This is a genomic window from Streptomyces sp. P9(2023), assembly GCF_032436795.1.
In the GTDB taxonomy this organism is placed as follows: Bacteria; Actinomycetota; Actinomycetes; order Streptomycetales; family Streptomycetaceae; genus Streptomyces.
This window is the reverse complement of record NZ_JAUPWM010000003.1, coordinates 304,280-325,554: the sequence shown is the minus strand read 5'-3', so window position 1 is coordinate 325,554 and position 21,275 is coordinate 304,280. Positions and strand designations below refer to the sequence as shown.

The window sequence follows — 21,275 nt, the reverse complement described above, 5'->3', positions numbered from 1 at the left end:
GGTACGGCGGTGCGGGGCCCTGGGCCCGACGCACCGCTGTTCCTCCGCCGCCGGTCAGGCGACGGGCAGGTGCCTCGCCCGCTCCGGCTGCTGGACCGGGATCTTCGCCGGGGCGAGCCGCGGCTCCGTGACCGTCTGCCGCCACAGGATGCGGCAGGCCGAGACCGAGGCGGCGACCAGCAGACCGTTCCGTACGAGCAGCAGCGCGATGCCCAGCGGATCGCTGTCCGTCACGTGCGAGAACCACACCGGGAACTCGAACTGCGTCACCGCGGTCGCCCAGATCACCAGATGCGCCGGCCGGCGCATCCGGCTCGCCCGGTACGCCATGCACACCGCGGCGAGACCCACCAGCCAGATCATGTACTGGGGGCTGATCACCCGGCTCGTGGTGGTGAACAGCAGCACCGCCACGAACGCCGCGTCGGCCGGGGTCGACGTCGTGAACGTCCGGGCCCGGAGCCGCCACACCAGCAGCCAGCCGAAGGCGGCGACGGTCAGGAGCATCAGGACCGAGGCGACGGTGGAGACGTACGGGCCGAGGAACTCGATCGAGCCGTAGTTCATCATCGCCATGCCGTCCCAGCCGAGGTGCCGGGCCACGTGGAAGACGATGGCGCCCAGCGACTCCAGCTCAAGGCCCCGCTCGCGCTGGAAGGTCAGGAACGCCAGCGCCCCCGGCGCCGCGAGCACGCACAGGAGCAGCAGTCCGGCCGCCGCGCCCGCCGCCGTCGACCAGGAGCGGAAGGTGGCGCGGCCGCGCGGGGTGCCCGCGAGCAGCAGCGCGGGCCAGACCTTCAGCATCGCGCCGAAGCCGGCCAGCGCGCCGAGGACCCGCGGGCGGGAGAGACCGGCGAGCAGCGCGGTCACGGCGACGGCGGTGACCATCAGGTCGTACCGGGCGTAGGCGGTCGGGCCGAGCAGCGGCACGCCCGCGATCCAGATCCACGCACCGTGCGGGCTCCGGCCGCGGCGCCGTCCCGCGTACGTCAGCAGCCCGAAGACGAGCGCGTCGCACAGGAAGGAGAGCACGAAGAAGGCGGCGGAGTACCCCAGGAACGGCAGCAGCGCGGGGGAGAGGATCGCCAGGGCGGCGAGCGGCGGGTACTGCCAGGTCACGTCGTCCAGCGGGTACGTGCCGGTCTTCAGGACCTCGTACCAGCCCTGGTAGATCTGCTCTATGTCGCTCGTGACGTCCGGCCCTGGGACGGTGACGACCTTGAAGACGCAGAGGAGCAGGATGATCCGGGTGAGACCCCAGATGAGGAGGGGGTTGTTCCTCGCGCGCTCGGCAGCCGTACCCAGTACGCCCGTCATTCCTACCTCGTCCTTTTCTGGTTGATGTTGCCGGGCGGGGGGTGCGGTCACGTACATTCGGCGACGATGCACAAGACCCTGATCGTAACCAACGACTTCCCGCCACGCCCCGGTGGAATCCAGGCGTTCCTGCACAACATGGCGCTGCGACTCGATCCCGAACGGGTCGTGGTCTACGCCTCCACGTGGAAGCGCAGCCGCGAAGGGATCGAGGCCACCGCCGCGTTCGACGCGGAGCAGCCTTTCATGGTCGTGCGGGACAGCACCACCATGCTGCTGCCCACACCTCGGGTGACCGCGCGGGCCACCGCCCTGCTGCGTGAGCACGGCTGCGAATCCGTCTGGTTCGGGGCTGCGGCGCCCCTCGGTCTGATGGCGCCCGCGCTGCGCAAGGCGGGCGCCCGGCGGCTCGTCGCGACGACCCACGGGCACGAGGCGGGGTGGGCCCAGCTGCCCGGCTCCCGGCAGCTCCTGCGCCGGATCGGCGAGGGCACGGACACGATCACGTACCTCGGCGAGTACACCCGCTCGCGGATCGCGGGCGCGCTGACGCCGGCCGCCGCCGGGCGGATGGTCCAGCTCCCGCCGGGCGTCGACGAGAAGACCTTCCACCCGGACTCGGGCGGCGCCGCGGTACGGGAACGGCTCGGGCTCAGCGACCGCCCCGTCGTCGTGTGCGTCTCGCGGCTCGTGCCGCGCAAGGGCCAGGACACGCTGATCCGGGCGCTGCCCGAGATCCTGCGCCGGGTGCCCGGCACGGTGCTGCTGATCGTCGGCGGCGGGCCGTACGAGAAGGACCTGCGGCGCCTCGCCGCCACGACGGGAGTGTCCGATTCCGTACGTTTCACGGGGGCGGTGCCGTGGGAGGAGCTGCCGGCCCACTACGGCGCCGGTGACGTCTTCGCGATGCCCTGCCGTACGCGCCGGGGCGGCCTGGACGTCGAGGGCCTCGGCATCGTCTACCTGGAGGCCTCGGCCACCGGCCTGCCGGTCGTCGCGGGCGACTCGGGCGGAGCGCCGGACGCGGTCCTGGACGGCGAGACGGGCTGGGTGGTGCGCGGTGACTCCCCGGAGGAGTCGGCGGACCGCATCGCGACCCTCCTCCTGGACCCGGAGCTGCGCCGCCGCATGGGCACCCGGGGCCGCGCCTGGGTCGAGGACCGCTGGCGCTGGGACCTCCTGGCGGAGCGCCTGAAGGAACTGCTCTAGGGCGTACGAGCGCACGGGCCTGCAGGCCGCACGGGCCTGCAGGCCGCACGGGCCCACGGCTCGTGCGGCCGCGGGCTCGGCGGGCCACCGCCCAGACGCGAACGGGGCCCCTCGGTACGTGAGCACCGAGGGGCCCTCCCTCACATCCCGGGGTCCGCGTTACGCGCGGTAGAGACCCTCGATCTCGTCCGCGAAGTCCTTCGCCACCACGTTCCGCTTCAGCTTCAGCGACGGGGTGATGTGGCCTGCCTCCTCCGTGAACTGCGCCGAGAGAATACGGAACTTGCGGACCGACTCGGCCTTCGACACCGCCGCGTTGCCGTCGTCCACCGCCCGCTGGACCTCCGCGAGCAGCTCCGCGTCGTCGCGCAGCGTCGCCGCCGTCGAGCCCGCCGGCTTGCCGTGCTCCGAGGCCCAGCGGCCCAGGAACTCCTCGTCCAGGGTGACCAGCGCGCCCACGAACGGGCGGCCGTCGCCGACCACCATGCACTCCGCGACCAGCGCGTGCGCCCGGATCCGGTCCTCGATGACCGCCGGGGCGACGTTCTTGCCGCCCGCCGTCACCAGGATCTCCTTCTTCCGGCCGGTGATCGCGAGGTAGCCGTCCTCGTCGAGGGTGCCGATGTCACCGGTGTGGAACCAGCCGTCGGCCAGCGCCTCGGCGGTCGCCGCCTCGTTCTTCCAGTACCCGGCGAAGATGTGCTCGCCGTGCAGCAGCACCTCGCCGTCGTCGGCGATCCGCACCACCGAGCCCGGCAGCGGCTGGCCGACCGTGCCGATCTTCTGCCGGTCCCACGGGTTGAACGTGGTCGCCGCGCACGACTCGGTGAGGCCGTAGCCCTCCAGGACCGTGAAGCCGATGCCGCGGAAGAAGTGGCCGAGCCGCTCGCCCAGCGGCGCGCCGCCCGAGATCGCGTACTCGCCGCGCCCGCCGAGCACCGCCCGCAGCTTGGAGTAGACGAGCTTGTCGAAGACCTTGTGCTTGAGCTTCAGGCCCAGCGACGCGCCCTGCGGCGAGTCGATCGCCCGGCTGTACGCGATCGCCGTGTGCGCGGCCTTGTCGAAAATCTTGCCCTTGCCGTCCGCCTGGGCCTTCGCCCGCGCCGAGTTGTAGACCTTCTCGAAGACGCGCGGCACACCCAGGATCAGCGTCGGCCGGAAGGAGGCCAGCTCGTCCGTGAGGTTCTTGATGTCCGGTACGCAGCCCAGCTTGATCGGCGCCATCACCGCGGCGACCTCGACCAGACGCCCGAAGACGTGGGCGGCGGGCAGGAAGAGCAGCACCGAGCACTCGCCGGTGCGGAAGAGGGGCTTCAGGCGCTCCACCGCGTTGCCGCACTCGGCGAAGAACGCGCGGTGCGTCAGCACACAGCCCTTGGGGCGGCCGGTGGTGCCCGAGGTGTAGACGATCGTCGCCGGGTCGTCGGCGTGCGCGCTCGACATCCGCTCGTCGAGCAGCTCGTCGGAGACGTCCGCGCCGGTGGCGGTGAGCTGGGCGACGGCGTCGGCCTCGATCTGCCAGACACCCTTCAGGGCCGGCAGGTTCGCCCGTACCGACTCCACCGACTCCTGGTGGGCGGTGGATTCCACGAGCGCCAGCGAGGCGCCCGAGTCACCGAGGATCCACTGGATCTGCTCCGGCGAACTGGTCTCGTACACCGGCACGGTGACCGCGCCCGCGCTCCAGATCGCGAAGTCGAGGAGCACCCACTCGTACCGCGTCCGGGACAGCAGGGCCACCCGGTCGCCCGGCTCCACACCCGCCGCGATCAGCCCCTTCGCGGCCCCGCGGACCTCGGCGAGGAACTGCTCGGCGGTGACGTCCGTCCAGACACCGTCCACCTTGCGTCCCATCACGGCGACATCTGGGTGCTGGGTGGCGTTGCGGCGGATGAGATCCGTCAGATTGCCGTCCGAGGGGACCTCGTACAGGGCCGGAAGGCTGAACTCGCGCAAGACTGCTGCTCCTCATCGGGCGCCGGCGCCACGACTCTGTGTGATGCGCCGGTGCGGTCCAAGATCGGGCAGGTGCTCAGTGGGGTGAGCACGACTGGACTGCCCGGACGTTACCCATCAGTACCTAGTTCCCGATAGGGGGTCCTGGCCAGATGTTCCGTGCGTCACACAGCTATGGCGGTGCTCCGCGCACAGTAGTCCACAGGTTTGACGACTCGGAAGTAACCGCAGGTCCGACGCCCTACGCTGACGACATGAGGATCAACGTGGTCAGCGACGTACACGGGAACAGCGAGGCCCTCGCCAAGGCGGGACAGGGGGCGGACGCCCTCGTCTGCCTCGGTGACCTGGTGCTCTTCCTCGACTACGCGGACCACAGCCGGGGCATCTTCCCCGACCTCTTCGGCGTCGAGAACGCCGACCTGATCGTCTCGCTGCGCACCGCCCGCCGCTTCGACGAGGCCCGTGACCTGGGGCGACGCCTCTGGACCGAGCTAGCCGTCGACCGCGACGCCGCGATCGAGGGCGCGGTGCGCCGCCAGTACGCGGAGCTCTTCGCGGCCTTCCCGACGCCGACGTACGCGACGTACGGGAACGTCGACATCCCCGGGCTGTGGCGCGAGTACGCCCGCCCGGGGACCACGGTCCTGGACGGCGAGCGGATCGAGCTCGGCGGCCTGGTCTTCGGCTTCGTGGGCGGCGGACTGCGCACGCCGATGCGCACGCCGTACGAGATTTCCGACGAGGAGTACGCGGCGAAGGTCGAGGCGCTCGGCGAGGTCGACGTGCTGTGCAGCCACATCCCGCCGGACGTCCCGGAGCTGACGTACGACACGGTCGCGCGGCGCTTCGAGCGCGGCAGCCGGGCCCTGCTCGACGCGATCCGGCGCACCCGGCCCCGGTACGCGCTCTTCGGCCACGTCCACCAGCCGCTGGCCCGGCGCATGCGGGTCGGCCGCACGGAGTGCGTGAACGTGGGCCACTTCGCGGCGACGGGGAGGCCGTGGACGCTGGAGTGGTGACGGGCCGCCGCCGGGGGCGCGATAGCCTTCGGTCGGCACGTTGACCGCATAGTGGAGGAGCCACCCGCGATGGCCGAACACACCAGCTCGAGCATCACCATCGAGGCGGCCCCGGCCGACGTCATGAGCGTCATCGCCGACTTCGCGCGCTACCCGGAGTGGACGGGCGAGGTGAAGGAGGCCGAGGTCCTGGAGACGGACGCGGCCGGCCGCGCGGAGAAGGTCCGGTTGCTGCTCGACGCGGGCGCGATCAAGGACGATCACACGCTGGCGTACACGTGGACCGGTGACAACGAGGTCTCCTGGAAGCTGGTCAAGTCCCAGATGCTCCGCGAGCTGGACGGCTCCTACCGGCTGTCCCCGGCGGGCGACGGCGCCCGCACGGAGGTCACGTACCAGCTGACGGTGGACGTCAAGATCCCGATGCTGGGCATGATCAAGCGCAAGGCGGAAAAGGTCATCATCGACCGGGCCCTGGCAGGCCTGAAGAAGCGCGTGGAGTCGGGCGCCTCCGCCTGACGCCGAGCGGCCACCGGGCCCCACCCCGGTAGGGGTAACGTTCCCCGCCATGGGGATCTTGCTTGTTACCGGGGCCGGTGGTGCCGGGCGGAGTACGGTGGCCGCGGCCGCCGCCACCGCCGAGGCCCGCGCCGGGCGCAACGTTCTGCTCGTTTCCGCCGACGCCCCCGACGGCCTCGGCGTCGACGTCCTCCGGCCCACCCCCGCCACCGACTTCCGCCGGGAGTTCCTCGCCCTGCAGGAACGCTCCGCCACCGCCCTCGACCTTCTCGGCGCCACCCCCTTCGAGGACGCCGAGCTCACCGAACTCCCCGGCAGCGCCCACTTCGCCCTGCTCCGCGCCCTCCGCGACGCCGCCGCCCAGGACCGCGACCTCGTCGTCGCCGACCTCCCCCCGCTCCTCGACGCCCTCGCCCTCCTGGCCCTCCCCGAGCAGCTGCGCCGCTACCTCCGCCGCCTGCTGCCGCCCGAACGGCAGGCCGCCCGCGCCCTGCGCCCCATGCTCGCCCAGCTCGCCGGCGTCCCCATGCCCGCGCAGTGGCTGTACGCGACGACCGCCCGCTGGGAGGCCGAGCTCGCCGCCGTCCAGGCCGTGGTCGACGCCCCCACCACCACCGTCCGCCTCGTCGTCGAGCCCGGCCCCACCGCCACCGAGACCCTCCGCGCCGCCCGCCTCGGCCTCGCGCTGCACGGCCTCGCCCTCGACACCGTCGTCGCCAACAAGCTGCTCCCCGCCGACTCCCCGGACCCCTGGTTCGCCGCCCTGACCGCCCAGCAGCACGAGCACCTGACCCGGCTCCGTACCGGACACGACGGAGCCGTCCACGCCCTGCCGCACCTCGGCCGGGACCCGCGCGGCCCCGAGGACCTCGCCCTGCTCGCCGTCGACACCAAACCCGCACCCGCCGCCCCGGAGTGGACCGTCGAGGACCGCCGCGCCGAGGACGGCATCCTCGTCTGGCACATCCCGCTGCCCGGCGCCGTCAAGAACGAGCTCTCCCTCGTCCGCCGCGGCGACGAACTCCTCCTCTCCGTCGGCCCGTTCCGGCGCAACGTCCCGCTGCCGCCCGCCCTGCGCCGCTGCACCGTCGCCGGCGCCGGTCTCGTGGACGGCGATCTGAAGGTCAGGTTCACCCCGGACGCCGGACTCTGGCCGAAGGCCCCCTGAGGGCGTGTACCGTCGACGGTATAAGCCGTAAGGAGTACGCCATGAGCGATTCGGATGCCTGGGCCAAGGCGTGCGCCGAGGACCTGGAGGCCGAGAAGGCCCGCCGCCGCGCCGCCTCCGGCGCGGAGCCCGGCTCGGCCGCCGAGGAGTTCCGCAAACTCTTCGACGCCGTCGCCGAGAAGGTCTCCGGCCTGCGCGGACCCCTGGCAGGCATGGCCGCCCAGGGCACCGTGCAGCAGTTCGTCAACCAGGCGAAGGCCGCCGTCGAGCCGATCGTCGAGCGCAACCCGCAGGTCTTCGACCACCTCGCGGCCGCCGGGAACGAGCTGCTCGCCGCCTACCGCTCGGCGGTCGAGAGCCACGAGACCCGCTGGACCCGCGACGAGCCGAACGACCCGCGCCGCGACGGGCCGGCCCAGGACGCGAAGGACCCTGAGGCCAAGCCCAGGCCCGACGACGACGGGCCCGGACCCGGCCGCCCCATCGACCTGGACTGATCAGGACGGTCGGCCCCCTCGGGTACGGTTGGCCCTAGCGGGGCTCGACCGAAAACTGAGGGACACATGGGACTCACCATCGGCGTCGACATCGGCGGCACGAAGATCGCGGCCGGCGTGGTCGACGAGGAGGGCAACATCCTCGACACGCACAAGGTGCCCACCCCGCCGACCCCCGAAGGCATCGTCGACGCGATCTGCGCCGCGGTCTCCGAGGCCGGCAAGGGCCATCAGATCGAGGCTGTCGGCATCGGTGCCGCGGGCTACGTCGACGACAAGCGCGCCACCGTCCTCTTCGCGCCGAACATCGACTGGCGGCACGAGCCGCTGAAGGACAAGGTCGAGCAGCGGGTCGGCCTGCCAGTCGTCGTCGAGAACGACGCGAACGCGGCGGCCTGGGGCGAGTACAAGTTCGGCGCCGGCAAGGGCCACGAGGACGTCATCTGCATCACCCTCGGCACCGGCCTCGGCGGCGGCATCATCATCGGCAACAAGCTGCGCCGCGGCCGCTTCGGCGTCGCGGCCGAGTTCGGCCACATCCGGGTCGTGCCGGACGGCCTGTTGTGCGGCTGCGGCAGCCAGGGCTGCTGGGAGCAGTACGCCTCCGGCCGCGCCCTCGTCCGGTACGCAAAGCAGCGCGCCAACGCCACGCCCGAGCGCGCGGAGGTCCTCCTCGGCCTCGGCGACGGCACGCCCGGGGGCATCGAGGGCAAGCACATCAGCGAGGCCGCCCGCGCCGGTGACCCGGTGGCCGTGGACTCCTTCCGCGAGCTGGCCCGTTGGGCGGGTGCCGGTCTCGCCGACCTGGCGTCGCTCTTCGACCCGTCGGCGTTCATCGTCGGCGGCGGGGTCTCCGACGAGGGTGAGCTGGTCCTCGACCCGATCCGTAAGTCGTTCCGCCGCTGGCTGATCGGTGGCCAGTGGCGTCCGCACGCCCAGGTCCTCGCCGCGCAGCTCGGCGGCAAGGCAGGTCTCGTCGGTGCGGCCGACCTGGCCCGGCAGGGCTAGCTTTCCCAGCACCACCCTCACCCGCCCGTCGCGTCCCCCCGGGGAGCGGCGGGCGGTGTCGTATGTTGCTGGGCATGGCGATCACCCCGCTGCCCAACTCCCGCACCGAGGCGGACGGTTCGGCCGTCGTCCGGGTCCTCAGCTACAACATCCGCTCGATGCGCGACGACGAGGACGCGCTCGCCCGGGTCATCCGGGCCTGCGCGCCCGATCTCGTCCTCGTCCAGGAGGCGCCCCGGTTCTTCCGCTGGCGCAAGCACGCGGCCCGGCTCGCCGCGAAAAGCGAACTCGTGATGCTCAGCGGGGGCGCGACGGCCGCCGGGCCGCTCCTGATGTGCTCGCTGCGGGCCAGCGTGGAACACACGGAGGACGTACTGCTTCCGCTCACCCCCGGGCTGCACCGGCGCGGGTTCGCCACCGCCGTCGTACGGTTCGCGGGCGCCCGGGTCGGTCTGATCAGCTGCCATCTGAGCCTGCGGAGCGACGAGCGGTACGCCCAGGCCGGGATGCTCCTGGACCGGGTGGCCGCGATGGGCGCCCCGCACACCATCGTGGCGGGCGACCTCAACGAGCGCCCCGGCGGCCGGAGTTTCACCCGCCTCGCGAAGGAACTCCAGGACGGATGGGCGGTCAGCCCCTGGGGCGGCGAGTACACATCGACCCCTGTCGACCCGCACCAGCGCATCGACGCGATCCTGGCGACGCCGGGAGTCGAGTTCCTCGGCTGCGGCGTCCCGCAGGACCTCGACCCGGCCGACCTCCGCGCGGCGACGGACCACCTCCCGGTCCTGGCGGCGGTACGCATCCCGGCGTCCTGAGGGCCGGGTGCGGCGGCCGCCCCGGCCCCGGGCGGGACCGGCCCTACACCACCGCGCCGCGGCCCGGGTCGTCGTAGCCGTCGTCGTCCTCGTCGTCGTGCTTCATCCGGGCTACGAGGGTGGCGAAACCGCCCAGGAAGCCGCCGACGCAGACCGTCGAGAGCCACCACGTCATGTCCCACTGGAGCAGGACGGCGAGGAGCATAAGGAGCGGGCCGCCGACGACGCCCAGCCAGGCGAACTTCGTCGTCGCGTCCGCCTCCGGCAGGGGCGGGGGCTCCGGCGGGACGAAGTGGCCCTCGCCGTCGTCGTCGCGCTTCTTCCCGGCCTTCTTGCCAGCCGCCTCGCCGGCCTCCCCGGCCTCCCCGGAGTCGGACTCGGCGTCCGGGTCCGCCAGCGAGTAGTCCCGGGGGCCGCCACCGCCCACGCCCACCCCGACCCCGGGCGCGAAGACGATCGAGCTGCCGAGGGCCGGTTTCGCGGGCCGATCGTCCTCGTCGTCCTCGTCCGAGTCCTCCTCGTCGGAGTCCTCCGAGTCCGAGTCGCCGTCGGCGTCGTCCTCCACCGGCTCCGGGAGCGCCAGGTCCTCCACCGACCGGAACGGCTTCGCCCCCGGCGGGTCCGCCGGCTCGTCGCCGTACCCCGCGACGATCGCGGCCCAGGCCGCCTCCTCGTCGATGGGCTGCGGCTCGCGCTCACCGTCCTGCTGCTCAGCCACCGCTCGTGCTCCCCTTCTCACCGACCACGTCCGGAGCGAGCCGGCCCAGGAAGGCCCAGCTCTCGTCGAAGATCCGCTCCGCGTCATGGTCCAACGTCGCCACGTGGTAGCTCTGTTCCAGCAGGATCTCCGTCACGTCCGTCGAGGAGATCCGGCTGAGCACCCGCGCCGAGTCGGCCGGCGGGACCACATGGTCCTGCGGGCTGTGCAGCAGTACCACCGGCTGCGTGACCTGCGGCAACTCCGCGTCCACGGTCCGGAAGAACTGCCGCAGGGAGTGCGCCGCGTGCAGCGGCACCCGGTCGTAGCCGATCTCGGCCACGCCCTCCTTGGCGATGTCGCTCGCGATGCCGTTCGTCGAGCGGACGAAGTGGCGGACGACCGGCAGCGCGTGCGCCGCCAGGCCGTGCACCTTGTTGCCCGGGTTGACCAGGACCAGACCCCGTACCGCGTCTCCGTGCCTGGCCGCCAGGCGCAGCGCCAGCGCGCCGCCCATGGAGAGGCCGAAGACGAAGACCTGCTCGCAGCGGGCGAGGAGGTCCCGGAGCTCCCGGTCCACCTCCGCGTACCAGTCGTGCCAGGTGGTGAGCGCCATGTCCTCCCAGCGTGTGCCGTGCCCGGGCAGCAGCGGCACCGACACCGTCAGCCCGCGCCCGGCCAGGTACTCGGCCCAGGGGCGCATCGACTGCGGGGAACCGGTGAATCCGTGACAGAGAAGAACGCCTACCTTGCCGCCCTCGTGGCGGTACGGCTCGGCTCCGGGAAGGACCGGCACCGGGGTCTCCTGTTCGGGGGTTCGGCTTCGAGGAGGGCGGGGCTTCGACGAAGCGAGGGCAAAAAAGGGGAAGGCCTTCACGGTACGCGACCGGACCGACACCCGACCAGGGCCGTTCGCACGAAGGTGCCCCGGCCGCGGCCGCACCGGCGCGGGCGGGCGGGAAAAGGCGGGATAAGGTCAGTGCGACAGCACACGGAAGGCACTCGAGTTGATCTACGGCGCAATGAAGTTCTCCCTCGGAGGGTCACTGAAGCTCGCCTTCAGGCCGTGGGTGGAGGGCCTCGAGAACGTTCCCGCCGAGGGGCCGGCGATCCTCGCGAGCAACCACCTGTCCTTCTCGGACTCCTTCTTCCTGCCCGCCGTGCTCGACCGCAAGGTCACCTTCATCGCCAAGGCCGAGTACTTCACCTCGCCCGGTGTGAAGGGCAAGCTCACCGCCGCCTTCTTCAAGGGCGTCGGCCAGCTCCCCGTGGACCGCTCCGGCGCCCGCGGCGCGGGCGAGGCGGCGATCAAGGCCGGTATCGAGGTCATCGAGAAGGGCGGGCTCTTCGGCATCTACCCCGAGGGGACCCGCTCGCCCGACGGCCGGCTCTACCGGGGCAAGCCCGGCGGCCTCGCGCGCGTGGCCCTGGCCACCGGCGCCCCCGTCATCCCGGTCGCCATGATCGACACGGAGAAGATCCAGCCGCCCGGCAAGGTCGTCCCCAAGCTGATGCGCCCGGGGATCCGGATCGGCAAGCCGCTCGACTTCACCCGCTACCAGGGCATGGAGGGGGACCGCTTCATCCTGCGCTCGGTGACCGACGAGGTCATGTACGAGATCATGAAGCTGTCCGGCCAGGAGTACGTCGACATCTACGCGACGGCCGCCAAGCGCCAGATCGCGGATGCCGAGAAGGCCGCCAAGGAGGCCGTCAAGGCCGAGATCGCGGCACGGGAAGAGTCCGGCGCCTGACCCCTGCGGGGCGGCGCCCGGGGGCGGGTGGGGGAGATGGCCAAGCGCGAGCGTGTCGTGCGGATGTCGGTCGAGCAGCCGCTGTGGCGCGCGCTCACCGCGTACCGCATCGGGACGATGATCTACGCCGTACTGATCTTCGTCTTCGGCCGGGACCGCTACGAGCGGCCCTGGGTCGCCATCGCGTTCCTCGCCGTGATGTGCGTCTGGACCCTGGCGACCCTCCCCAAGGTGGCGAACGCGGCCGGCTGCACCAAGCGCTTCCTGGTCGCCGACCTCACCATCGCCCTCACCGGCATCCTGCTCACCCCGCTCGCCGACGAGCAGGCGCAGACGGTGGACAGCCCCACCCTGCCGTCGATATGGACCGCCGGCGCCGTCCTCGCGTACGCGATCAAGGGCGGCTGGCGCTGGGCCGGCTTCGCCTCCTCGCTGGTCGCCGTCGCCAACATCATCGAGCGCGACAACCCCACCCGGGACACCCTCCACAACGTTCTCCTTGTGTGGGTGGCGTCGATCGCCATCGGGTACGTCGTCGAGGTCGCCCGGGCCTCCGAGCGCACCCTCGCCCGCGCCCTGGAGATCGAGGCCGCGACCCGGGAGCGGGAGCGCCTCGCGCGGGACATCCACGACAGCGTCCTCCAGGTCCTGGCCATGGTGCAGCGGCGCGGCACCGCCCTGGGCGGCGAGGCCGCCGAACTGGGCCGGATGGCCGGGGAGCAGGAGGTCGCGCTGCGCACCCTGGTCGCCGGCGGGCTGACCAGGCCGTCGCTGGTCTCCGAGGACGAGTCGGAGGGGGCGGTGGTCCGGATCGTGGAAGAGCCGGACGACGACTGCCCGGTCGACCTGCGCGCCCTGCTCGCCCCGCGCGCCGGGGCGCGGATCACGGTCTCGGACCCGGGAACGCCGGTCCTGCTGCCGCCGCCCGCCGCCCGCGAGCTGGCCGCCGCGGTCGGCGCTGCCCTGGACAATGTCCGGGTGCACGCGGGCGACGAGGCCCAGGCGTGGATCCTGGTCGAGGACTGGCCGGACGAGGTGATCGTCACGGTACGGGACGACGGCCCGGGCATCCCGGAGGGGCGGCTCGCGCAGGCGGAGGGCGAGGGACGGATGGGCGTCGCGCTCTCCATCCGCGGCCGACTGCGGGAACTGGGCGGCACGGCCGAGCTGATCTCGGTACCGGGCCAGGGCACGGAAGTGGAACTGAAGGTCCCGAGGGACACACGGGGGAAGGCGGGAACGCGATGAGCGGGCAGACGAGCGAGCAGGCGAGCGAGCGGCAGCAGATCAGGGTGATGGTCGTGGACGACCATCCGATGTGGCGGGACGCGGTCGCCCGCGACCTCGCCGAGGCGGGCTTCGACGTGGTGGCCACCGCCGGCGACGGCGAGCAGGCCGTGCGCCGCGCCGGGGCGGTGGGCCCGGACGTCCTCGTCCTGGACCTCAACCTGCCCGCCAAGCCGGGCGTCCAGGTCTGCAAGGAGCTGGTCGGCGCCAACCCCTCGCTGCGGGTCCTGGTGCTCTCCGCGAGCGGCGAGCACGCCGACGTCCTGGAGGCGGTCAAGTCCGGTGCCACCGGCTATCTGCTGAAGTCGGCCAGTACGGCCGAGCTGATCGACGCGGTGCGCCGCACGGCCGTCGGCGACCCGGTGTTCACGCCGGGGCTCGCGGGCCTGGTCCTCGGCGAGTACCGCCGGCTCGCCTCCGAGCCCTTCCCGGCCACCGGCGCCGACGAGCCCGGGGCGCCGCAGCTGACCGAGCGCGAGACCGAGGTGCTCCGGCTCGTGGCCAAGGGCCTGAGCTACAAGCAGATCGCCGAGCGCCTGGTCATCTCGCACCGTACGGTCCAGAACCACGTACAGAACACCCTCGGCAAACTCCAGCTGCACAACCGGGTGGAGCTCGTCCGGTACGCCATCGAGCGCGGCCTCGACGACGCCTGAGCGGTCCGGCCGGGTGACGGTCGGCATTTCACGCTCCATGCCGTGTCGGAGTGACCCACGTCACTACTAGCGTGGGTCGTACACCCCGTCCGCCACGGCGAAGGAGAGCTCCATGCGCGTCGGCGTACTGACCGGAGGCGGCGACTGCCCCGGTCTCAACGCGGTCATCCGCGCCATCGTCCGCAAGGGAGTCCAGGAGTACGGCTACGAGTTCACCGGGTTCCGCGACGGCTGGCGCGGTCCCCTGGAGGGCATCGCCGTACCGCTCGGCATCCCGGCCGTCCGGGGGATCCTGCCGCGCGGCGGCACGATCCTCGGCTCCTCCCGCACCAACCCCTTCATGGCCGACAACGGCGTCCGCCGGATCAAGGAGAACCTCGAGAAGTACGAGATCGACGCCCTGATCGCGATCGGTGGCGAGGACACCCTCGGCGTCGCCGCCCGGATGGTCGAGGAGCACGGCATCCCCTGCGTGGGCGTGCCGAAGACCATCGACAACGACCTCTCCGCCACCGACTACACCTTCGGCTTCGACACGGCCGTCGGCATCGCCACGGAAGCCATCGACCGGCTGCACACCACCGCCGAGTCCCATATGCGGGTCCTGGTGGTGGAGGTGATGGGCCGCCACGCGGGCTGGATCGCGCTGCACTCCGGTCTCGCGGGCGGCGCCAACGTCATCCTCATCCCCGAGCAGCGCTTCGACCTCGACCAGGTCTGCGCCTGGGTCCACTCGCGCTTCAAGGCCACCTACGCCCCGATAGTGGTCGTCGCCGAGGGCGCGATGCCCAAGGACGGGGACATGGTCCTCAAGGACGGCACCACCGACTCGTACGGACATGTCCGGCTCTCGGGCGTGGGGGAGTGGCTCGCCAAGGAGATCGAGCGGCGGACCGGGAAGGAGGCCCGGACCACGGTCCTCGGTCATGTGCAGCGCGGTGGTACGCCCAGCGCCTTCGACCGCTGGCTCGCCACCCGCTTCGGCCTGCACGCCATCGACGCGGTCCGCGACGGCGACTGGGGGCAGATGGTCGCGCTGCGCGGCACGGACATCGTCCGCGTCCCGATCGCCGAGGCCACGGCCCGGCTGAAGACGGTCGATCCGGCGCTGTACGCGGAGGTGGGGGTGTTCTTCGGCTGAGCGGACCCCTTCCGGGGGTCGTATATTCGCCGGGACCAGACAATTCAGGCGAATATGCGACCCCGGGAGGGGATCCGTGGAAATCCTGGCATTCGGTGTGCAGGCCGACGAGAAGCCGCTGATCGAGAAGGCCTTCGCGGGACACCACGAGGTCCACTGTCTGGACGTCTTCCTCACCGAGGACACGGCCCCCATCGCGTCCGGCCATGAGATCGTCTCCACCAGCGTCAACGCCGACCTCGGCGCACGGGTCCTGCGGGCCCTCGCCGCCGGCGGGACGAAGTTCGTCGCCCAGCGCTCCACCGGCTTCAACAACATCGACCTCGACGTGGCCACCCAGCTCGGCCTCACCGTCGCCCGGGTCTCGTACTACTCGCCTTACTCCGTCGCCGAGTTCGCCTGGACCCTGGCGATGGCCGTCAACCGGCGGATCGTCCGCGCCTCCAACCGGACCCGCGACTTCGACTTCCGGCTCGACGGCCTGATGGGCCGCGATCTGCGCGGCCGTACGGTCGGCGTCCTCGGCACCGGGAAGATCGGCGAGGGGTTCAGCCGGATCGCCCACGGCTTCGGTATGAACCTCCTCGGCTGGGACGTCGCCGAGAACCCCGCCTGCGTCGAACTCGGCATGAAGTACGTCGAGAAGGAGCAGCTCCTCACCGAGGCCGACCTCGTCAGCCTGCACGTGCCGCTGCTCCCCGCTACCCGGCACATCATCGACGCCGCCGCCCTCCGGGCCATGAAGGACGACGCCATCCTGGTGAACTCCAGCCGCGGCGGCCTCGTCGACACCGAGGCCCTGGTGTCCGAACTCCGCGCCGGCCGGTTCACCGGCGTGGGGCTCGACGTGTACGAGGCGGAGGCCGGGCTCTTCTTCCTCGACAAGTCCCTGGAGGTGGTCGAGGACGACACCCTGGCCCGCCTGGTGACCTTCCCGAACGTCGTGGTCACCTCCCACCAGGCGTACTACACCGTGGACGCGGTCGGCCAGATCGTGGACACGACGCTCCAGAACGTCCTCGACTACGCGGCGGGCAGGCGCAGCGAGAACGTCCTGGTACCGGCCGCTTCCTAGACCAGTACGCCGGCGAGCAGCGACGCCGTCAGTGCCGGCCCGTCCATCGTCAGCACCGACTCCGGGTGGAACTGGACGCCCGCGAACCCCGGCCCGCGCAGCGCGTGCAGCTCACCCGTCTCCTCGTCCCGGCTCACCTCGATCCGGTGCAGGGCCAGTTCGGTGGCGGTCCGCTCGTCGCAGCGGGCCGTGAAGCTGTTGTAGAAGCCGACCGTCTGCTCCTGCCCGAAGAGGTCGATCCGCACCTGCGCGCCCTGGAACGGTGTGCGCTTGCGGACGATCTCCAGGCCCAGTTCGGCCGCGATCAGCTCATGGCCGAGGCAGACGCCAAGCAGGCTGGGGCGGCCCGAAGGGCCTCGATGAGGGGTGGTGGTCGGGCGACGGGAGGGCCCGTGGCGGTGGTCCCGTACGAGATCGGCGGTGAGCCCACGCAGGAAGCGCATCTTGGGGTCGGCCGCGTCGCTCGGGTCCCCCGGCCCCGGGCCCAGCACCACCGGGCCGTCGTGGGCGAGCGCGAGCTCCCGCAGGCCCGGCTCGTCGTAGCGGACCACCGTGACCTCCAGGCCCGAGGAGCGCAGCAGGTGCGCGAGCATCGCGGTGAAGGTGTCCTCGGCGTCGACCACCAGCGCGTGGCCGGTCAGCTCGGCCGACCTCCCCCAAGCTCTCAACTCCGTTCGAGCAGGGGGGTTCCCCATCTGCATCCGCAGCCAGAACGGTGCCAGGTCGGCCCGCCGGGCGTCCAGGGCCGCCCGGACCCGCGGATCGTCCGCGAGCCTCGGCGCCGCCGGCGACTCGTCGCGCGGCCGCCCCTCCCGTACCCCCAGCGCCGCGAGCACGCCCGCCGCCTTCGCGTGCGTCTCCGCGACCTCACCCGCAGGGTCGGAGTGCCGTACGAGGGTGGCGCCGACCGGCACGCGCAGCGCCCCGTCGCGGGAGATGTCGGCGGTCCGGATGAGGATGGGGGAGTCCAGGGTCTGCGCGCCGTTCTCGTCCGTGCCGAGCAGGGCAAGGGCTCCCGCGTAGTAGCCCCGGCCGCCTGTCTCGTGCCGCTCGATGACCCGGCAGGCGTTCTGCACCGGCGAGCCGGTGACCGTCGCCGCGAACATCGTCTCCCGCAGCACCTCCCGTACGTCGAGCGAGGAGCGGCCCCGCAGCTCGTACTCGGTGTGGGCGAGGTGCGCCATCTCCTTGAGCCGCGGCCCGATCACCACCCCGCCCATGTCGCCGACCGTGCACATCATCTTCAGCTCCTCGTCGACCACCATGGAGAGCTCCTCGGTCTCCTTGCGGTCGGCGAGGAAGGCGAGCAGGTCCTCGGCGGTCGGCGCCGCGCCGGCCGGGTAGCGGAAGGTCCCGCTGATCGGGTTCATGACGACGGTCCCGCCCGACATCCGGACGTGCACCTCGGGGCTCGCGCCGACCAGGGTCCGGTCGCCGGTGTGGACGACGAAGGTCCAGTACGCGCCCCGCTCGCCGGCCAGCAGCCGCCGGAACAGCGCGAGGGCGTCGGCGCGGCCGAAGTCCGGGATCTCGCCGGTGAACGTCCGGCGGATGACGAAGTTGGCGCCCTCGCCCGCGCCGATCTCGTCCTCGATCACCCGCCGCACCGTCTCGGCGTACGCCTCGTCCGACACGTCGAACCCGCCGCCCTCCACCCGTACGGCATGGTCCGGGAGCTGTTCGAGCGCGGTGGCCAGCGGCAGCTCGTACGCCTCCTCGGCGACCAGGACGGAGAGCGGGGTGCCGTCGTCTCGGACGTCGAAGCCGCGCTCGCGGATCTGCCGGAACGGCACCAGGGCGAGGGTCGGCAGGTCGCCGACGGGCAGGTCGGCCAGCCGTTCGGCCTCGTGGACCGCTCCGATGAGCACCTCGACGGTGTCGTGGTCACGGCCGGGGGTGCGCCTGCGGAGCAGGGCGAAGGGCGGGCAGGAGTCGTCGAGGAGACGGGAGAGGTCCAGGGAGAGGTCCATGGGCGTGCGTCGTTCCTTCCGGGGTCCGGGTTCTGGGTCTTCCGGGTGGGAGAGGAACGGCCCGCGAAACGGAGAAGGCCGCCCTCTCGGGCGGCCTTCGCGTGTCGTGGGGTACGCGCAAGTCAGTGGGCCGCCGGAGGAGCGGGCCACCACCAGTTCAGGGTCGTCTGCGCGAACATGCGAGCACTGTAACCCAGGGGAGCATGCGCGAGGGGCCCGGTTCACACCGTGGACGGTGCGGACCGGGCCCCAGGAATTCCCCGATCTCAGAAGATCAGGTTGTAAATCTGCCAGCCGCTGCCGACCTGGACCTTGGGCCCGAACGGGCCGGTGGCGCTGCCGGTGCCGTTGTAGAACCAGAGGGTCCCGGAGGCGTCGCGGGCGACGAGGTCGACCTTGCCGTCGCCGTTGAGGTCGCTCGGTCCGACCAGCTGGTTGTAGGCCTGCCAGCCGCCGCCGACCTTGACCTTCGGGGCGAACGGCGCGGTGGAGCTGCCGGTGCCCTTGTAGAAGTACAGGTCCCCGGCGCCGTCGCGGGCGACGAGATCGGCCTTGCCGTCGCCGTTCAGGTCGCCGGTGCTGACGAGCTGGTTGTAGGTCTGCCAGCCGGCGCCGACCTTGGCGCGCGGGGCGAACGGCGTGGCCGGGGTGCCCGTGCCCTTGTAGAACCAGAGCATGCCGGACTTCTCGCGGGCTATCAGATCGGGTATCTGGTCCCCGTCCAGGTCACGGCTGCCGAGGATCTTGTCGTAGACCTGCCAGCCGCCACCGGTCCTGAGCCGGGCCTTGAACGGCGCGGAGGGGTTGCCGGTGCCCTTGTAGTACCAGAGCACGCCCTCCGCGTCCCGGGCGACCATGTCCCCGGTACCGTCCGCGCGCAGCGCGGTCATCGGCGTGATCGCGTTGAACATGTTCCAGCCGGGGCCGACGCGGTACCGGGTGAGGAACGCCGGGGAGGCTTTACCGGTGCCCTGGTACTGCCAGAGGACACCGGAGGCGTCCCGGGCGAGCAGGTTGTAGCGGTTGGTGGCCGCGACGGGTGCGGTGCCGGGAACCTCCTGCACCTCGGTCGCCTTCACCCACGCCATCCGGTGGTTGTACCGGATCGGGATGTACTCGTCGGTGCCCACGACGTTCTTCTGGGAGCTGCCGAACCAGTCGTCGCCCTTCATCGCGGGGCCGGCCTTCACGTACCCCTGGCCCGCGGGGAGCGAGTACTTCGTGAAGTAGGCGCCCGGGTCCGACGGCGGGGCCTCGCCGGCCGCGGTGTAGGCGGCGGTCTCGGGGAAGGAGCGTCCGTAGATCCGGGCCGTCACTCCGGCCTTGGCCTTGATCACGGTCGGGGAGCCGGTGACCGGGGCCGTGTACTGGCCGCCGGGGTTGTAGAACCAGGCCTTCTGCCCGCCGTACCAGATCGCGGTCCAGTCGTTCCGGGCTTCGGCGACGACGTACGTGCCGCCCGCGCGGACCTTGTTCCCCCAGTTCGGTCCGTCACTCCACAGCACGTTGGGGATGTACGGGTCCTTGATGGGCGTCGCGGTCGACGCGGTGGTGTACAGGTAGCCGAAGTTCGCGGGCTGGGCGGCGACGGTGCTGCCGCCGTACGTGATCGTGGGCTGGTTCGCCGTGGTGAACGGCGGGACGACACGGACCAGCTGACCGGCCTGGAGCAGGCCGCCGGCGCCACCGGCACCCGTCGGGGCACCCAGGAGCGACATGTAGTGGTTCCAGTCCCAGAACGGGCCCGCGTCCCAGTGCATGCCGGCGATCTTGGCGTCGTTGTATCCCGCCACCTCGTCGTGGCCGATGATGTGCTCGCGGTCGAGCGGGATGCCGTACTTGGCCGCCAGGAACTTCACCAGTGCGGCGGAGGACTCGTACTGCGGCTCCGTGTACCAGCTGCCCGCCTTGATGGCGTAGCCCTCGTGCTCCACGCCGATGGCGTGCGAGTTCGTGGTCCAGTTGCCCGCGTGCCAGGCGATGTTCTTGTTCTCGACCATCTGGGTGACCAGACCGTCCGAGGCGCGGATCAGGTAGTTCGCGCTGCCCTTGGCCGTCGGGCTCTGGAAGGTGGCGATCGTGCCGTCGTAGCTGCCCTCGGTGTCGTGGAGAACGATCTGCCGGATGTCGACACCGCCCCCCGGACGAGGGGCGACCGTGTAGTTGCGCTGTCCGGTGCTCGGGACCTCGGCCGGGATGAAGTTGCAGTTCAGGCCGGACGGGCACTCGGGCGTCGGCGTCGCGGTCGTCGCCGCGAAGCTCGCGGCCAGCGGCACGTCCGACGGCTTGACCGGGTCGACCGACGGGTCGGCCGGCAGGACGACCTGCTCGCCGTCCATGGTGAGCGCCTGCTCACCCGTCTTGATCGATTCGAAGACGCGCTTCGCGAAGAGGTCGGCGCCCTTCTTGTCCGGCGACTCGCTGTAGCGCGCCACGGCCGCGTACCACTGGCCCGGCTCGTCCGGCAGGTCGCCGGTCGCCTGCTTCTGGTACTCGGCGAGCAGCGCCGCGCCGGCCCGGATGCTCTCCGCGGTGTCGTTCTTCAGGGTCTCGGCGGAGCCGTCGATCAGCCCGGCGGCCTTGTCCAGGGTGTGCAGCCGCGGATCGTCGGTGTCGACGGTCTCCTTCGGCAGGCTGCGCAGCGCCTTGGCCTTGTCGAAGGTCTTCTCGATCTCCTCCTTGCCACTGGCGTTGAGGTGCGCGAGGCGCTCGTCGCCCTCGGGTACCGCGACGTCCTCGGCATCGACGTCCGTCAGACCCATGACGTTGTACGCGCCGGTCACGCTCGGCTCGCCGTCGTGCGACTCCCACCGAGTCTGCCGGTACGACACGGCCATCAGAACGCTCTGCGGAACATCGAACTCCGCGGCGGCGGCCGCGAACTGCGACTGCAGTGAAGCGTCCGCGCCCCCCTTGCCGTCCGAGGAGTTCAGAATGTCCGGCGACGCCACGGCGATCGTGCCGATCGTCGCGGTCGCGACGACAGCCGCCGCCGCACCGTAAAGCAGCCGTCTCTTCTTTCGGTCCCTGCGGTGCCCTTGGCTCACGCCCACCCCTGTGAAGTATTTAGGTCTCAGATGTTTAAACGCGCGTGAGGGTAACACCACCCGAAGGCGTGATGATCGCCACCGGACAAAGCGGGCGCGCGTCTCACTCAATGGGCGGAGCCATGGACAGGGCG

General features: G+C 71.7%; 18 protein-coding genes. 12 read left to right on the top strand and 6 right to left on the bottom strand.

Features of this window, described 5'->3' with window-relative positions:
- Positions 1 to 54: 54 nt before the first annotated feature.
- Positions 55 to 1,317 (bottom strand): glycosyltransferase family 87 protein, encoded by a 1,263-nt coding sequence (locus tag Q5762_RS06365; protein WP_315890976.1) that lies wholly within the window; start codon positions 1,315 to 1,317, stop codon positions 55 to 57.
- A 66-nt stretch (positions 1,318 to 1,383) separates the two neighbouring features.
- Here Q5762_RS06365 and Q5762_RS06360 point away from each other — a divergent pair, with 66 nt between their 5' ends.
- Complete coding sequence (locus Q5762_RS06360) at positions 1,384 to 2,526, top strand: glycosyltransferase family 4 protein (RefSeq protein WP_315890975.1); 1,143 nt, start codon at positions 1,384 to 1,386, stop codon at positions 2,524 to 2,526.
- Positions 2,527 to 2,685: 159 nt separating this feature from the next.
- On the opposite strand, the gene Q5762_RS06355 is transcribed toward Q5762_RS06360, so the two are convergent.
- The gene (locus Q5762_RS06355) at positions 2,686 to 4,482 is read right to left on the bottom strand and encodes an AMP-dependent synthetase/ligase (RefSeq protein ID WP_315890974.1); all 1,797 of its coding nucleotides are present in this window, start codon (positions 4,480 to 4,482) and stop codon (positions 2,686 to 2,688) included.
- A gap of 254 nt (positions 4,483 to 4,736) precedes the next feature.
- Here Q5762_RS06355 and Q5762_RS06350 point away from each other — a divergent pair, with 254 nt between their 5' ends.
- The 6 genes from Q5762_RS06350 (at position 4,737) to Q5762_RS06325 (ending at position 9,514) form a co-directional block, all read left to right on the top strand.
- The gene (locus Q5762_RS06350) at positions 4,737 to 5,504 is read left to right on the top strand and encodes a metallophosphoesterase (protein WP_315890973.1); all 768 of its coding nucleotides are present in this window, start codon (positions 4,737 to 4,739) and stop codon (positions 5,502 to 5,504) included.
- 69 nt (positions 5,505 to 5,573) lie between these two features.
- Positions 5,574 to 6,023 carry an SRPBCC family protein gene (locus Q5762_RS06345; RefSeq protein ID WP_315890972.1) on the top strand — a complete coding sequence of 150 codons (450 nt, stop codon included), beginning with the start codon at positions 5,574 to 5,576 and terminating at the stop codon, positions 6,021 to 6,023.
- A 49-nt stretch (positions 6,024 to 6,072) separates the two neighbouring features.
- A complete protein-coding gene (locus Q5762_RS06340) occupies positions 6,073 to 7,191 on the top strand; it encodes an ArsA-related P-loop ATPase (protein WP_315890971.1) in 1,119 nt (372 codons plus the stop codon).
- Between the two features lie 41 nt (positions 7,192 to 7,232).
- Entirely contained in the window at positions 7,233 to 7,688 is a 456-nt protein-coding gene (locus Q5762_RS06335) for a DUF5304 domain-containing protein (RefSeq protein WP_315890970.1), read from the top strand.
- 66 nt (positions 7,689 to 7,754) lie between these two features.
- The gene (locus tag Q5762_RS06330) at positions 7,755 to 8,696 is read left to right on the top strand and encodes an ROK family glucokinase (protein WP_315890969.1); all 942 of its coding nucleotides are present in this window, start codon (positions 7,755 to 7,757) and stop codon (positions 8,694 to 8,696) included.
- 74 nt (positions 8,697 to 8,770) lie between these two features.
- Positions 8,771 to 9,514 (top strand): endonuclease/exonuclease/phosphatase family protein, encoded by a 744-nt coding sequence (locus tag Q5762_RS06325; protein WP_315890968.1) that lies wholly within the window; start codon positions 8,771 to 8,773, stop codon positions 9,512 to 9,514.
- 43 nt (positions 9,515 to 9,557) lie between these two features.
- Here the strand turns inward: Q5762_RS06325 and Q5762_RS06320 are convergent, their stop codons facing one another.
- On the bottom strand, positions 9,558 to 10,232 hold the full coding sequence (locus Q5762_RS06320; RefSeq protein ID WP_315890967.1) for a hypothetical protein: 675 nt from the start codon (positions 10,230 to 10,232) through the stop codon (positions 9,558 to 9,560).
- The gene (locus Q5762_RS06315; RefSeq protein WP_315890966.1) at positions 10,225 to 11,007 is read right to left on the bottom strand and encodes an alpha/beta fold hydrolase; all 783 of its coding nucleotides are present in this window, start codon (positions 11,005 to 11,007) and stop codon (positions 10,225 to 10,227) included. The genes Q5762_RS06320 and Q5762_RS06315 overlap by 8 nt, the downstream gene beginning before the upstream one ends.
- A 226-nt stretch (positions 11,008 to 11,233) precedes the next feature.
- Between Q5762_RS06315 and Q5762_RS06310 the strand changes: the two genes are divergently transcribed.
- From Q5762_RS06310 to Q5762_RS06290, 5 genes are all read left to right on the top strand, one after another.
- Positions 11,234 to 11,965: a 1-acyl-sn-glycerol-3-phosphate acyltransferase gene (locus Q5762_RS06310; protein ID WP_030547417.1), complete on the top strand. Its 732-nt coding sequence runs from the start codon at positions 11,234 to 11,236 to the stop codon at positions 11,963 to 11,965.
- 36 nt (positions 11,966 to 12,001) lie between these two features.
- The gene (gene macS / locus Q5762_RS06305; protein WP_315890964.1) at positions 12,002 to 13,213 is read left to right on the top strand and encodes a MacS family sensor histidine kinase; all 1,212 of its coding nucleotides are present in this window, start codon (positions 12,002 to 12,004) and stop codon (positions 13,211 to 13,213) included.
- A 47-nt stretch (positions 13,214 to 13,260) separates the two neighbouring features.
- Complete coding sequence (locus tag Q5762_RS06300) at positions 13,261 to 13,908, top strand: response regulator transcription factor (RefSeq protein ID WP_315891100.1); 648 nt, start codon at positions 13,261 to 13,263, stop codon at positions 13,906 to 13,908.
- A 112-nt stretch (positions 13,909 to 14,020) separates the two neighbouring features.
- Positions 14,021 to 15,049, top strand: a complete 1,029-nt coding sequence (locus Q5762_RS06295) for a 6-phosphofructokinase (protein ID WP_315890963.1) — start codon at positions 14,021 to 14,023, stop codon at positions 15,047 to 15,049.
- A 76-nt stretch (positions 15,050 to 15,125) separates the two neighbouring features.
- Positions 15,126 to 16,124 (top strand): 2-hydroxyacid dehydrogenase, encoded by a 999-nt coding sequence (locus Q5762_RS06290; RefSeq protein WP_315890962.1) that lies wholly within the window; start codon positions 15,126 to 15,128, stop codon positions 16,122 to 16,124.
- Here the strand turns inward: Q5762_RS06290 and Q5762_RS06285 are convergent.
- Both Q5762_RS06285 and Q5762_RS06280 read right to left on the bottom strand, forming a co-directional pair.
- Entirely contained in the window at positions 16,121 to 18,094 is a 1,974-nt protein-coding gene (locus Q5762_RS06285) for an anthranilate synthase family protein (protein ID WP_315890961.1), read from the bottom strand. The two genes, Q5762_RS06290 and Q5762_RS06285, sit on opposite strands and share 4 nt — an antisense overlap.
- A gap of 266 nt (positions 18,095 to 18,360) precedes the next feature.
- On the bottom strand, positions 18,361 to 21,141 hold the full coding sequence (locus tag Q5762_RS06280; RefSeq protein WP_315890960.1) for an N-acetylmuramoyl-L-alanine amidase: 2,781 nt from the start codon (positions 21,139 to 21,141) through the stop codon (positions 18,361 to 18,363).
- Positions 21,142 to 21,275: the final 134 nt, after the last annotated feature.

What these genes read in the sequence shown, in the direction of transcription:
- Q5762_RS06295 (WP_315890963.1), top strand. Translation starts at nt 14,021, where the DNA reads ATGCGCGTCGGCGTACTGACCGGAGGCGGCGACTGCCCCGGTCTCAAC.
- Q5762_RS06350 (WP_315890973.1), top strand. Translation starts at nt 4,737, where the DNA reads ATGAGGATCAACGTGGTCAGCGACGTACACGGGAACAGCGAGGCCCTC.
- Q5762_RS06330 (WP_315890969.1), top strand. Translation starts at nt 7,755, where the DNA reads ATGGGACTCACCATCGGCGTCGACATCGGCGGCACGAAGATCGCGGCC.
- Q5762_RS06325 (WP_315890968.1), top strand. Translation starts at nt 8,771, where the DNA reads ATGGCGATCACCCCGCTGCCCAACTCCCGCACCGAGGCGGACGGTTCG.
- Q5762_RS06300 (WP_315891100.1), top strand. Translation starts at nt 13,261, where the DNA reads ATGGTCGTGGACGACCATCCGATGTGGCGGGACGCGGTCGCCCGCGAC.
- Q5762_RS06345 (WP_315890972.1), top strand. Translation starts at nt 5,574, where the DNA reads ATGGCCGAACACACCAGCTCGAGCATCACCATCGAGGCGGCCCCGGCC.
- Q5762_RS06335 (WP_315890970.1), top strand. Translation starts at nt 7,233, where the DNA reads ATGAGCGATTCGGATGCCTGGGCCAAGGCGTGCGCCGAGGACCTGGAG.
- Q5762_RS06365 (WP_315890976.1), bottom strand. Translation starts at nt 1,317, where the DNA reads ATGACGGGCGTACTGGGTACGGCTGCCGAGCGCGCGAGGAACAACCCC.
- Q5762_RS06340 (WP_315890971.1), top strand. Translation starts at nt 6,073, where the DNA reads ATGGGGATCTTGCTTGTTACCGGGGCCGGTGGTGCCGGGCGGAGTACG.
- Q5762_RS06310 (WP_030547417.1), top strand. Translation starts at nt 11,234, where the DNA reads ATGAAGTTCTCCCTCGGAGGGTCACTGAAGCTCGCCTTCAGGCCGTGG.
- Q5762_RS06360 (WP_315890975.1), top strand. Translation starts at nt 1,384, where the DNA reads ATGCACAAGACCCTGATCGTAACCAACGACTTCCCGCCACGCCCCGGT.
- macS (WP_315890964.1), top strand. Translation starts at nt 12,002, where the DNA reads ATGGCCAAGCGCGAGCGTGTCGTGCGGATGTCGGTCGAGCAGCCGCTG.
- Q5762_RS06285 (WP_315890961.1), bottom strand. Translation starts at nt 18,094, where the DNA reads ATGGACCTCTCCCTGGACCTCTCCCGTCTCCTCGACGACTCCTGCCCG.